Below are 12,726 nucleotides of genomic sequence, written 5' to 3'. Positions count from 1 at the left end.
GGGCATTCAGTTAGGCGAAGGCCAGGTACAGCAGCAACGTCAGGGCGATAATCAGGCAGGTAGCCGGCGCGATGGGCATGCGGGTAATGGCCACGCAGGCAATGAGCAAACGATTGAGGAACAGGCGACAACGGTGCAGTTAGACGTTAAGCTTAGTGAACGGATAGTGGATTATTATGCCTAGCGCAGTTCAGGTTTAAGGCTTAAGTAAAAACAGAAGCTAATGATTTACATCAGCGGTGAGCCGCTAGCATAATAGCGTGAAATCATACAATTAACGGAGATAAAATGGCAGCCGACGGTGACTTAAAGCTGGCAGAAGGTATAAGCGGTCTGAAAAAAATAATGATGCTGGCCGGTGCTGTGCTGGTGGTGCTGATTCTGGCTGCCGGCGGTTACTTTTATTTTCTGGGAGCTAACAGTGCCAGCCCTGTAACTAACGCCGATGAAGCTGCTACAGAAATCACTGCCAACGTCAAACCCGCCGGGCCTGAGGGCAATGCGCTTTACGTGGCAATGCCAAGACCTTTCGTATTTAATGTCCCCGGTTCAGCGCGCGACAGGCTGGTACAGATCAAAGTGCAGCTGCTGGTGCGTGGCAAAAATAATGAGACCATCGCGCTGCGGCACATTCCGTTGATAGAGGCAAGTCTGCTGGCGGCATTCAGCAGTGCCAATGCGGATGAGCTGATTACTACTACAGGCAAAGATGCTTTAAAAAACAAAGCCCTTAGTGATGTGCAGCAGGCGCTGCTGGAAGTGGCGGGGTCAGCGGTGGTGGAAGAGGTACTTTTCACCAGTTTTGTTATGCAATAAGAGTGAGCTATCGTGACCGATTTATTGTCGCAAGATGAAATTGATGCGCTGTTACATGGTGTTGATGACGTCGAAGAAGAAGAAATAGACGAAGGCGGTGATGGCCGTGGCCGATCTACCATGGAATACGATTTCTCGTCGCAGGATCGTATCGTCCGTGGTCGTATGCCTACTCTGGAAATGGTCAATGAACGCTTTGCCCGGCATATGCGCATCAGCTTATTTAACATGATGCGCCGCACTGCCGAAGTGTCGATTAACGGCGTGCAGATGATTAAGTTCGGTGAATATGTCCATACGTTATTTGTACCAACCAGTCTGAATATGGTGCGGTTCCGGCCACTCAAAGGTACCGGTCTGATTACGATGGAAGCCCGGCTGGTGTTTATCCTGGTGGATAACTTTTTTGGTGGTGATGGCCGCTATCATGCCAAAATTGAAGGGCGGGAATTTACACCAACCGAGCGGCGGATTATCCAGATGCTGCTGAAGCTGATATTTGAAGATTACAAAGAAGCCTGGGCACCGGTGATGGACGTCTCGTTCGAATATCTGGATTCGGAAGTAAACCCGGCAATGGCAAATATTGTCAGCCCGACAGAAGTGGTGGTAATAAGCTCATTTCATATTGAGCTGGACGGCGGTGGTGGTGATTTCCATGTCGCGCTGCCGTACTCCATGCTGGAACCGATCCGCGAGCTGCTGGACGCCGGGGTGCAAAGCGATAAAGAAGACACTGATTTACGCTGGAGTAAGGCGCTGCGCGATGAAATTATGGATGTGAAGGTCGATTTGTCAACGAAAATGCTGGATGTTGATCTGACGTTGCGTGAAGTGATGGAGCTAAAAGCCGGCGACATCATTCCGGTAGAAATTCCTGAGCATATCACGGTATTAATTGAAGATTTACCGACGTACCGGGCCAAACTGGGGCGGTCACGCGAGAATGTGGCATTAAAGATTATCGAAAAAATCAGGCGGCCAGAATCAGTTAAATCTGAACTTCATGTGTTTACCAAAGGTGGCAGGCGCCTGGACAGCGATGCAGATATTTCAGAATTAGAAGCCGATCTGAACTTAACAGAGCGGGACAGAGGATAAAACGATGGCAGACGATAAAGACACTATGGACGAATGGGCAGCAGCTATGGCAGAAGCTGAGGGTGCCGAAGATGCAAAAGCCGTTGATCTGGAAGAGCTGAAAGATGAGAAATCCAGTATCAGCGTCGATGAACAGCGTAAACTTGACACTATTCTGGATATTCCGGTTACCATTTCAATGGAAGTTGGCCGGGCGAAAATCAGTATCCGCAATTTATTACAGTTAAATCAGGGTTCAGTGGTTGAGCTGGAACGGGTTGCCGGTGAACCGCTGGATGTGCTGGTCAATGGTACCCTGATTGCGCATGGTGAAGTGGTGGTGGTGAATGATAAGTTCGGGATCCGGCTAACCGATGTGATCAGTCAGATTGAACGGATTAAAAAGTTACGCTGATGCCATTATTTATCAAAGCTTTTTATCGCCCGGGCATGGGGTTGCTGCTGGCAATGCTTTTGGCACTCACGTTGCCGGTGCTTGCTACAGAACCCGTGACAGCTGAGCCAGCACCGCAGGCGGTACCGGAAGAGAGCACAGAGCAGCAGCCCACTGACGTGACTGTATCGCCACCAGAGGCGGTACCGCAACCAGAGGCTGCTGCGGCTGGCGCCGGGCCGGCCTCTGAATTAACCGCAACCGCTGATCCGCGTCAGGGCGTTCCGTTTACCCGCCAGGAACCGGCGCAGGAGCGCAAGCCGGGCCCGGGCATTAGCCTGGCTAAAATCGCCATTTCTCTGGCGGCAGTAGTATTACTGGTGGTGGCGCTTGGCTGGCTATTCAAAAAATTGACATTACGCCTGCCTGGCAGTCAGCATGTCAAAGTTATTTGCTCGGTGCCGCTTGGTCAGCGTGAAAGACTATTAGTCATTGAAATACAAGGAAAACAGCGCGTGCTTGGCGTGACGCCCCACAGCATTAATATGCTGTTTGAGTTAGAAAATTCCCTTCCTGAAACAAAGTTGGCATCAGACTTTCATACACAGTTGCAATCATTCCTGAAAAAGTAAGTTTTTATGTTGCGATTGCTGTGTTTGTTGTTGCTGTTAGTCAGTCCTGCAGTGCTGGCCGATAACAGTGTATTGCCGGCTTTAACTGTCACCACTAATGATGATGGAACACAGCAGTATAGCGTAACGCTGCAGGTGCTGGCGTTAATGACCATGCTGAGCTTTATCCCGGCTTTGGTCATTATGATGACCAGCTTTACCCGGATTATTGTGGTGCTGGCGATTTTACGGCAGGCTATCGGCTTACAGCAGACGCCCTCTAATCAGGTGTTAATCGGTATTACCCTGTTCCTGACATTTTTTATTATGGCACCGGTATTTAAAACGGTTAATGAGCAGGCTATTCAGCCCTATCTGAATGAATCCATTTCACCGGTGCAGGCGCTGGATGCGGCTATTGCCCCGGTTAAAGCCTTTATGCTGCATCAGACCCGGGTCAGAGATTTAGATACCTTTGCTCAGATTGCCGGCATAGAGGTGTTGGAGCAAGCGCAGGATTATCCGCTGACCGTCGTGATACCGGCGTTTATTACCAGTGAATTAAAAACAGCGTTTCAAATTGGCTTTATGTTATTTATCCCTTTTCTGATCATCGACCTGGTGGTTGCCAGTGTGCTGATGGCAATGGGGATGATGATGTTATCGCCAATGATTATTTCGTTGCCATTTAAACTGATGATGTTTGTGCTGGTTGATGGCTGGATCCTGGTGATGGGCACGCTGGCCACCAGTTATGGAGTAGGCACATGAGTCCGGAGGTGTTTGTCGATGTGCTGCGCGATGCGCTGTTCATCGTGATTTTACTGGTCAGTGCCATGATCCTGCCGTCGCTGTTTGTCGGCTTAATTGTGGCGGTGTTTCAGGCTGCAACATCGATCAATGAACAAACGTTAAGTTTTCTGCCAAGGTTAATTGTCACCCTGCTGGCACTGATTTTTGGTGGTCACTGGTTTGTCCGGGTCATAATGGATTATACCAATGACTTATTTCTCAGTATTCCGACTGTGGTGAGTTGATGGAATTTCCGCTTGGCATTTTAATGCAGGGTATTGCTGATTTTCTGCTGCCGCTTTGCCGGATAACCGGCATGCTGATGATTATGGCCGGCCTTGGCGCACGCAATATTCCGATGCGGATTAAAACCGGTCTGGTGGTGATGATCACTCTGGCTGCGATGCCAATGCTGCCACCGGTAACCCCGCCCGATTTATTTTCCGCCGCCATGTTTGTCGAAGTGTTTTTCCAGCTGATGATTGGCTTCGCGCTGGGATTTATTTCACAAATGTTTATCACTACCTTCGTGTTAGCCGGGCAGCTGCTGGCTACCCAGACCGGCCTCGGTTTTGCATCACTGGCTGATCCGTCAAGTGGGGTGAGTGTACCGGCCATTGGTCAGTTTTATCTGATCTTGGCTACCTTACTGTTTTTTATATTTAATGGTCACTTAATCATGATCCAGATGCTGATATTCAGCTTTCAGACGCTGCCAATTAACGGTCAGTGGTGGGAAGTGAGCAGCTACTGGACCGTTATTGAGTTTGGTGGCTGGATGTTTGCCACTGCGCTGGCGATAACGCTGGCACCCATCGTGGCGATGCTGGTTGTCAATCTGTCGTTTGGCATCATGACCCGGGCGGCACCACAGCTGAATATTTTTTCGATAGGTTTCCCGATCACCATGTTATCAGGCTTAGTGATCTTATGGCTGACGCTGGATACCTTTTTATTCCACTATGATAAGCAATGGCAGCATGCAATCGATTTCAGCTGCCGGCTTATCGGCTGTTAACGGAGGCTGACCATGGCAGAAGATTCCGGCGCCGAAAAAACCGAACAGCCCACGCCCAAGAAGCTGCAAGACGCAGCAGAAAAGGGCCAGATTGCCCGCTCAAAAGACCTTGGCACGGCTTTTGTGTTAATTGCCAGTGCTGCTGCGCTGTTAATGTTCGGCAAAATGCTGGCAGTAGCTGTACTCAATGTTGGCCAGCGACTGATGAGCCTTAATTACAAAGATATATTCGACCCCAACGCCATGTTTACTGCCTGGGGCGCAGTGGGGGAGGAATTGCTGCCGCCACTGGCAGCTATTTTTACTTTTATTCTGGTTGCGGCCTTTGTTGGCAACTGTTTACTGGGCGGCTTTAATTTCAGCTGGCAGGCAGCCGGGCCCAAACTTAGCAAAATGAGCCCGATCCAGGGCTTTAAGCGAATGTTCGGCTTACAGGCATTGGTGGAACTGGGTAAGAGTTTCCTGAAAGTGGCTGTTGTCGTAACCGTGGCTTATTTGCTGCTTAAAGTGTTTTTTATGGACATTATGTCGCTGTCACTGATGAGTGATCCGAATAATATTGAGTCGGCACTTTATATTCTGGCGTGGTTATTTTTGGGGCTGTGCAGCAGCGTGTCTGTTATCGCGATGGTTGATGCGCCTTATCAGAAATGGAACCACATCAAACAGCTTAAAATGAGCCTGCAGGAGATAAAAGACGAGTATAAAAACTCGGAAGGTAGCCCTGAGATTAAAGCGCGGATCCGCCGCACTCAGATGCAGATGTCAATGAAACGGATGATGCAGGAAGTGCCGACAGCCGACGTGATCGTCACCAACCCGACTCACTTTGCGGTTGCGTTAAAGTATGACCAGGGGAAGTTCCGGGCACCAGTGGTGGTCGCTAAAGGCGTGGATGAAGTAGCGATGCATATCAGAAAGATTGCCAATGAGCACAAAGTACCGGTTATTGAGTCACCACCACTGGCCCGCTCTATTTTTTACACTACTGAGTTAGATCATCCGATACCGGAGCAATTGTTTGCTGCTGTCGCCCAGGTATTGGCCTATGTTTATCAGCTGAAAATGTATAAAAAAGGCAAAGGCAGCCGGCCAAAAAGTCTGGCCAGAGAATTACCGATCCCTGCCGATTTCCGCCATTAACTTCCCAATCAAAGAAAGAAAAAAGGAACAACGTGATTTTCAGAAAAATCACGCTGTCTCCATTAGCACCCCCGCCTTTATGCTGACCTGTTTTAATCTGCAGTTATGGAATGGTTTTTGCTGATAATGATTCAGCCTCGCGTTATGCGCCAATAATTTGTCAGGTACGCCATGCAGTTTGTTCAGTATTTCCATAGCTTTGATAAGTCAAAATTATCTTTTATGAAAGGGCTGGGCACGCCGCTGCTCATTCTGGCAGCGCTGGCGATGGTCGTGTTGCCCTTGCCGCCGATTCTGCTGGATACCTTATTTTCATTTAATATTGCACTGGCGCTGGTGGTGTTGCTTGTCACCATTTATACCCTGCGACCACTCGATTTCGGCATTTTCCCCAGCGTACTGCTGGTAGCCACTATTATGCGCCTGGCTCTGAATGTCGCCAGTACCAGGGTGGTATTACTTGAGGGACATAATGGTGGTGATGCCGCCGGGAAAGTAATCGAAGCATTCGGCTCAGTGGTGATCGGCGGCAATTATGCTGTCGGTATCGTGGTATTTTTAATTCTGATTATTATTAACTTTGTGGTCGTGACCAAAGGTGCCGGCCGAATTGCGGAAGTATCGGCGCGCTTTACCCTCGATGCCATGCCGGGAAAGCAAATGGCTATCGATGCCGATTTAAATTCCGGCCTGATTACCCAGGATGAAGCCCGCACCCGGCGCGAGGAAGTGACGAATGAAGCAGATTTCTACGGCTCAATGGATGGTGCCAGCAAGTTTGTAAAAGGAGATGCGATTGCCGGTATCGTCATTCTGGTTATTAATTTAATCGGCGGTTTAACCATCGGCATGCTGCAGCATGACTTAAGCTTTGGCAATGCGATGGAAATTTATACCCTGCTGACCATAGGTGATGGTCTGGTCGCGCAAATTCCCTCCTTGCTGCTGTCAATCGGAACGGCAATTATCGTTACCCGCCAGAACAAGTCAGGTGATTTGGGCGAGCAGATGACTGCTCAGCTCAGTGACAATACCCATGTCCTGTTTATCGCTGCTGGCGTGCTGACATTAATGGGTATTGTACCCGGTATGCCGCATTTTGCTTTTCTGAGTCTGGCTGCGTTAATTGGTGGTACTGCCCGGTTTATCAGGAAGAAAGCCGTTAGGGTGCAGTCAGAACTGGTGACCAGAAATACCATGCCAGCGGCGGATAATCAGGTTCAACCGGTCAAAGAAATTGGCTGGGATGATGTGCAGGGTGTCGATACTATTGGCCTGGAAGTGGGGTATCGGTTAATTCCGCTGGTAGATAAAGCCCAGGGCGGTGAGTTGCTGAACCGGATAAAAGGGGTGCGCAAAAAATTGTCACAGGAACTGGGCTTTTTGATCCCTCCGGTGCATATCCGGGATAATCTCGATTTAGAACCAAACAGTTACCGGGTTGCACTGATGGGCGTCACCAGCGGTGAAGGTGAGTTGCGCCACGATAACGAACTGGCCATCAACCCCGGTCAGGTATTTGGTCAGCTTAAAGGCGTCGCCACCAAAGATCCGGCCTTTGGCCTGGAAGCGGTCTGGATAGGTAAAGACCAACGGGAACATGCGCAAACCCTGGGTTATACCGTGGTTGATGCCGCCACAGTCGTTGCTACTCATCTGAGCCAGATTTTAACCAACAACGCCGCCAACCTGCTGGGCCACGAGGAAGTCCAGAATCTGCTGGATATGCTGGCCAAGCATTCACCTAAGCTGGTGGAGGGACTGGTTCCCGATGTATTACAGCTGACCACCGTGGTCAAAGTACTGCAGAACCTGTTACAGGAAGGGGTACCTATCCGCGACATGCGAACCATTGTTCAGACCCTGGTTGAGTACGGCAGTAAGAGCCAGGATGTTGATGTCCTTACCGCAGCCTGCCGGATTTCACTGCGCCGGTTAATTGTCCAGGAAGTGGTGGGCAGTAAGAGCGAAATTCCGGTTATTACCTTTGCGCCTGAGCTGGAGCAGATGCTGCATCAGTCTATGCAGGCTGCTGGCAATGATGGTGCCGGTATTGAGCCGGGTCTGGCTGACCGGATTCAACAATCCTTACAGGAAGCTCATCAGAACCAGGAATTAAATGGTGAAAGCGCTGTAATGCTAACGTCAGGAATTTTACGCTCAGTCATGGCACGATTCGTGAAGTACACTATCCCAGGTCTGCGGGTACTATCTTACCAGGAAATTCCCGATGATAAACAAATTCGAATTGTCAGCGTTATTGGTCAGCAAAACTAGGAGTAACTCATGAAAATAAAACGCTTTGTCGCCAAAGATATGCGTACTGCCTTGACGGAGGTCAAAGAGTTTCTGGGACCTGATGCAATAATACTGTCCAACAAAAAAGTGGCTGAGGGCGTGGAGATTGTCGCCGCGATTGACCCGGAGAATCAGAGTGCTCAAGCTGATAAGCCAGCGGTGGCAGCACATCCGGCAGCAAATAACCAGCGCCAGCCACAGCGCAGCGAGCCACGTTTTAGTGCAGTAGCGGATGACCTTGAGCCAACGTCTGGCGCCAGTGCAGAGCAAGCCGCAGCGCCGGCAGATTCGTTACGGGAATTGCTGGCCCGGCAAATGATCAAACAGCAAGGCCGTGAGCCGGCGGCAGCAAAAAGTCTGCACCAGCCCGACCCAGTGCAGCCGCAGGTTACAAAAGCTGCGGCTTTTGAGCGTCAAACTTCTGGCACGACTGCGGCACCGGCAGCCGGACACTGGCAGGAGTTGGCCAAACAGCAGCAGCAACAAAGTCAGGCAATGGCCAGTCAGTTTGAGGCCATGCGTAATGAAATGCTATCGATGCGTCAGTTGCTGCAACATCAGGTATCAGGTTTAATGTGGCAGGATTTAGCAAGGCGCGAACCGGTACGGGCCATGGTCATTGAACACTTGCAGCAACTGGGGCTGTCTGAGCAGGTGGCCGATCAGCTTGCCTGTTTTATGCCAGAGCAAATCAATGCCAGTGAAGCTTGGGATACGGCCATGGAATTACTCAGCGGCCAGCTTACTACTACCAATGATGATATACTGCGTCGTGGTGGTATTATCGCCTTAGTCGGACCGACTGGTGTCGGTAAAACAACAACCGTGGCCAAACTGGCTGCCGGTTTTGCCAAGCGCCATGGCGCCGATCAGGTTGCACTAATTACCACTGACTCATACCGGATTGGCGCTTTCGAGCAACTGGCGACCTTCGGTCGGATTATTGGCTGCCCGGTCAAGCAGGCAAAAGACAGTGACGAGCTGGCACTGCTGTTAAATCAGCTGGCGCAACGTAAACTTATTCTTATTGATACCGCCGGCATGAGTCAGCGCGATGTACGTCTGGCAGAAAAACTTGCCAGTTTAGTACATAATTCACGTGTTAAAATAAAAAGTTATCTGGTATTGTCTGCGACAGCGCAGGCCAGGGTAATGCAGGAGACGGTCGCCCAGTTTAAACGGATTTCTCTGGCGGGTTGTATTTTCACTAAACTTGATGAATGCTTAAGTTTAGGTGAAGTCATTAATGTGGCCATTCAGAATGCATTACCGGTAAGTTATATGACCAATGGCCAGCGGGTACCGGAAGATATCCTGGTTGCTGATGCCGCCGATTTAGTGCAGCGGGCTGAGATATTGCGGCTAACGCATAGCAATGCAGGACATCAATGGTATCAGGATGATATGTCCAAAGCGGAATCAGCCTATGCATAATCACGAATTAATTGATGATCAAGCCAATGGCCTGAGAAGAATGAATAAGCAGATGGTAAAAGTAATTTCAATAACCGGTGGTAAAGGTGGCGTCGGCAAAACTAACGTCAGCCTCAATCTGGCAATGGCAATGGCCCAGCTGGGTAAAAAAGTGCTGGTGCTGGACGCCGACCTTGGCTTGGCTAACTGCGATGTGATGCTGGGCTTACGGGTGGAAAAAAATCTCTCTCATGTATTGTCTGGCGAATGTGAACTGGATGATGTGATAATAGACGGTCCCTTCGGGATTAAAATTGTGCCTGCCACCTCTGGCTCTCAGAACATGACTGAACTGTCCCCGGTGGAGCATGCTGGCCTGATCCGGGCTTTCAGCGAACTAAGAACCCCGGTTGATGTGTTGCTGGTTGATACCGCTGCCGGTATTTCTGATATGGTATTAAGCTTTTCACGAGCCTCGCAAGATGTAGTGGTAGTGGTATGTGATGAGCCCAGCTCAATTACCGATGCTTATGCGCTGATGAAAATACTGAGCCGCGATCATGGCGTTGAAAAATTTAAGATTGTTGCCAATATGGTGCGCAACATGAAAGAAGGCCAGGAGCTGTTTGCCAAGCTAAGCCGGGTAACTGATCGTTTTCTGGATGTCAGTCTTGAGTTAGTTGCTACCGTGCCTTACGATGAAAACGTCCGTAAAGCGGCCCGTAAGCAAAAAGCGTTTATCGATGTCTTTCCGAAGAGTCCGGCCAGCATGGCAGTTAAAGGTTTGGCACTGAAAGCCATTAAATGGCCGGTGCCGGCCAGTGCCTCCGGTCATCTGGAGTTTTTTCTTGAACAACTTTTACAGCCGCATGCTGACCAGGGGGTAGTGTGAATAGTAAACTGGCCGCATATGGTGGAGTTGACCAGATGCAGCAGCTGGTTGAACGTCATGCACCATTAGTTAAAAGGATTGCTTATCATTTAATGGCCCGGTTACCGGCCAGCGTACTGGTAGACGATTTAATCCAGTCAGGCATGATTGGTCTGATTGAGGCTGCGAAAAATTTTGATGGAAGTAAAGGTGCCAGTTTTGAAACGTTTGCCGGCATCCGGATTCGGGGGGCAATGCTTGATGAAATGCGCCGTGGTGACTGGACGCCCCGTTCGGTGCACCGTAATGCCCGGTTAATAGCCGACACGATAGCTGAGCTTGAAGCCATCCATGGGCGCGATATTAAAGACTTTGAAGTCGCTGAAAAACTTGATATATCCCTCGATGAGTACCATCATATGTTAACCGATGTCAGCTCAGGCAGAATTATCGGAATAGAGGATCTCGGTGTATCAGAAGATGTACTGGTAACGGCTGATGACCGCGAAGGTGACCAGTTATATGAACAGCAAGCCAATGAAGCGTTCAATAAAGCACTGGTAACTACGATTAGCAGTTTGCCGGAGCGCGAAGCTCTGGTACTCTCACTGTATTACAACGAAGAATTAAATTTAAAAGAAATTGGGGCGGTGCTGGATGTCAGTGAGTCCCGGATAAGTCAGATCCACAGCCAGGCACTTGTGCGGTTAAAAGCCAGAATGCAGGCTTGGGTATAAATTAAAGCAGTTGAGATACCGGGCGTATTATCTCGTCGGAGGGGACTTTGGATAAAAATATGAAAATTCTCGTGGTGGATGACTTCTCAACCATGAGACGCATTATTAAGAACTTGCTGCGTGATTTGGGCTTCACCAATGTGTCTGAAGCAGATGACGGCAGTACTGCACTTCCTATGTTGCAGAATGGCGACTTTGATTTTGTTGTCACCGACTGGAACATGCCCGGCATGCAGGGTATCGATTTACTGCGCGCTATCAGGGCCGACGCCAAATTAAAGCATATCCCGGTGCTGATGGTGACCGCTGAAGCGAAAAAAGAGCAAATTATTGCCGCCGCTCAGGCTGGTGTTAATGGCTACATTGTTAAACCTTTTACCGCTGCAACCCTGCAAGAGAAGCTGGCAAAAGTCTTTGAGCGTTTAGGTTAAGCCGTAACTGACAAGGAGCAACACTATGTCTGACACGACGGCTGCTGACATTACGCTGGAGCAAGCAAAAGAGCTGGTGCGGTTGCTGGAACTGGGCGAGCAACAGCTGGCAAACAAGCTGGTGCAGTCTATTACGGTCCCTGGTTCTTCTGAACTGTTTGCCGAGGTGGGTAAACTCACCCGGCAACTACATGATTCACTGAAAAACTTTCATATCGATCCATCACTGAATAATTTGCTGGAAGAAGACATCCCTGACGCCAAAAAGCGGCTTAATCATGTTATTGATATGACAGAGCAGGCAGCCAATAAAACTATGGATGCGGTGGAGTCCTGTTTACCTATCGCAGATCAGATTACCCAGCAGCTTAATCAGCTGTTGCCTCAGTGGCAACGTCTGATGCAAAGGCAGATAAAGCTGGGAGAATTTAAACAGCTTTGTCATGGTGTTGACGGGTTTATGCAGCAGGCCAGTGTCGACTCCGCAACGTTAAATGCGTTACTGACCGATGTGTTGATGGCCCAGGATTATCAGGATTTAACCGGTCAGATCCTACGCCGCGTTATTGAACTGGTGCGGGAGGTGGAAGACAGTCTGATTGGTTTGCTGACAGCGTTTGGCCAGAGTAATCCTGAACTGCCTGAAGTTAAAGCGAGGCCGGCCAAAGCGAAAGCCAAAGCAGCACATGAAGCAGAAGGGCCAATTATTGATGCAGCAGAACGTGATGATGTGGTATCGGGTCAGGACGATGTTGATGATTTACTGTCCAGTTTGGGTTTCTAACAGAGGTGTCTGCGCATGAGCTTTGATATGGATGAAGACATTTTACAAGATTTTCTGGTTGAAGCCGGCGAGATCCTTGAATTATTACAGGAACAATTGGTTGAACTGGAAAATAATCCCGACGATGCCAATCTGCTGAATGCTATTTTCCGCGGCTTTCATACTGTTAAAGGCGGTGCCGGTTTTTTGTCGCTCACTGAACTGGTTGATGCCTGTCATGGCGCAGAGAACGTGTTTGATATTCTGCGAACCGGAAAACGACGTGTAACACCAGAGCTGATGGACGTTATTCTGCAGACGCTTGATGCGATAAACTCCATGTTTGTTGAAGTGCAGGC

The 12,726-nt window shown here is 49.4% G+C and carries 16 protein-coding genes; all 16 read left to right on the top strand.

Annotated elements, in window-relative coordinates; all coding sequences use genetic code 11:
* The coding region (locus R3177_RS08575; RefSeq protein WP_318970619.1) for a hypothetical protein at positions 1 to 184 on the top strand (184 nt) is incomplete at its 5' end.
* Between the two features lie 104 nt (positions 185 to 288).
* Positions 289 to 816 (top strand): flagellar basal body-associated protein FliL, encoded by a 528-nt coding sequence (fliL, locus tag R3177_RS08570; RefSeq protein ID WP_318970618.1) that lies wholly within the window; start codon positions 289 to 291, stop codon positions 814 to 816.
* Positions 817 to 828: 12 nt separating this feature from the next.
* Positions 829 to 1,917, top strand: a complete 1,089-nt coding sequence (gene fliM / locus R3177_RS08565) for a flagellar motor switch protein FliM (RefSeq protein WP_318970617.1) — start codon at positions 829 to 831, stop codon at positions 1,915 to 1,917.
* 4 nt (positions 1,918 to 1,921) lie between these two features.
* A complete protein-coding gene (fliN, locus tag R3177_RS08560; protein WP_318970616.1) occupies positions 1,922 to 2,311 on the top strand; it encodes a flagellar motor switch protein FliN in 390 nt (129 codons plus the stop codon).
* Positions 2,311 to 2,922: a flagellar biosynthetic protein FliO gene (gene fliO, locus R3177_RS08555; protein WP_318970615.1), complete on the top strand. Its 612-nt coding sequence runs from the start codon at positions 2,311 to 2,313 to the stop codon at positions 2,920 to 2,922. Before fliN ends, fliO begins: the two co-directional genes overlap by 1 nt.
* A 6-nt stretch (positions 2,923 to 2,928) precedes the next feature.
* Complete coding sequence (fliP, locus tag R3177_RS08550; RefSeq protein ID WP_318970614.1) at positions 2,929 to 3,672, top strand: flagellar type III secretion system pore protein FliP; 744 nt, start codon at positions 2,929 to 2,931, stop codon at positions 3,670 to 3,672.
* Positions 3,669 to 3,938 carry a flagellar biosynthesis protein FliQ gene (gene fliQ / locus R3177_RS08545; protein WP_318970613.1) on the top strand — a complete coding sequence of 90 codons (270 nt, stop codon included), beginning with the start codon at positions 3,669 to 3,671 and terminating at the stop codon, positions 3,936 to 3,938. The genes fliP and fliQ overlap by 4 nt, the downstream gene beginning before the upstream one ends.
* On the top strand, positions 3,938 to 4,711 hold the full coding sequence (fliR, locus tag R3177_RS08540; protein WP_318970612.1) for a flagellar biosynthetic protein FliR: 774 nt from the start codon (positions 3,938 to 3,940) through the stop codon (positions 4,709 to 4,711). The genes fliQ and fliR overlap by 1 nt, the downstream gene beginning before the upstream one ends.
* Positions 4,712 to 4,723: 12 nt before the next feature.
* The gene (gene flhB / locus R3177_RS08535) at positions 4,724 to 5,854 is read left to right on the top strand and encodes a flagellar biosynthesis protein FlhB (RefSeq protein WP_318970611.1); all 1,131 of its coding nucleotides are present in this window, start codon (positions 4,724 to 4,726) and stop codon (positions 5,852 to 5,854) included.
* A 171-nt stretch (positions 5,855 to 6,025) separates the two neighbouring features.
* Positions 6,026 to 8,131 carry a flagellar biosynthesis protein FlhA gene (flhA, locus tag R3177_RS08530; RefSeq protein ID WP_318970610.1) on the top strand — a complete coding sequence of 702 codons (2,106 nt, stop codon included), beginning with the start codon at positions 6,026 to 6,028 and terminating at the stop codon, positions 8,129 to 8,131.
* 9 nt (positions 8,132 to 8,140) lie between these two features.
* The gene (gene flhF, locus R3177_RS08525; protein WP_318970609.1) at positions 8,141 to 9,586 is read left to right on the top strand and encodes a flagellar biosynthesis protein FlhF; all 1,446 of its coding nucleotides are present in this window, start codon (positions 8,141 to 8,143) and stop codon (positions 9,584 to 9,586) included.
* A 40-nt stretch (positions 9,587 to 9,626) separates the two neighbouring features.
* Positions 9,627 to 10,457, top strand: coding sequence for a MinD/ParA family protein (locus R3177_RS08520; protein ID WP_318970621.1), 831 nt, complete (start codon positions 9,627 to 9,629; stop codon positions 10,455 to 10,457).
* Positions 10,458 to 10,492: 35 nt separating this feature from the next.
* Positions 10,493 to 11,173 (top strand): RNA polymerase sigma factor FliA, encoded by a 681-nt coding sequence (locus tag R3177_RS08515; RefSeq protein WP_318970620.1) that lies wholly within the window; start codon positions 10,493 to 10,495, stop codon positions 11,171 to 11,173.
* A 47-nt stretch (positions 11,174 to 11,220) separates the two neighbouring features.
* Complete coding sequence (gene cheY, locus R3177_RS08510; RefSeq protein WP_026349410.1) at positions 11,221 to 11,604, top strand: chemotaxis response regulator CheY; 384 nt, start codon at positions 11,221 to 11,223, stop codon at positions 11,602 to 11,604.
* 25 nt (positions 11,605 to 11,629) lie between these two features.
* Positions 11,630 to 12,388, top strand: a complete 759-nt coding sequence (locus R3177_RS08505; protein ID WP_318970608.1) for a protein phosphatase CheZ — start codon at positions 11,630 to 11,632, stop codon at positions 12,386 to 12,388.
* 15 nt (positions 12,389 to 12,403) lie between these two features.
* The coding region (locus tag R3177_RS08500; protein WP_318970607.1) for an Hpt domain-containing protein at positions 12,404 to 12,726 on the top strand (323 nt) is incomplete at its 3' end.

Source organism: Arsukibacterium sp., from assembly GCF_033722355.1.
Lineage (GTDB): Bacteria > Pseudomonadota > Gammaproteobacteria > Enterobacterales > Alteromonadaceae > Alishewanella.
This window is presented reverse-complemented; position numbering and strand designations above follow the sequence as displayed.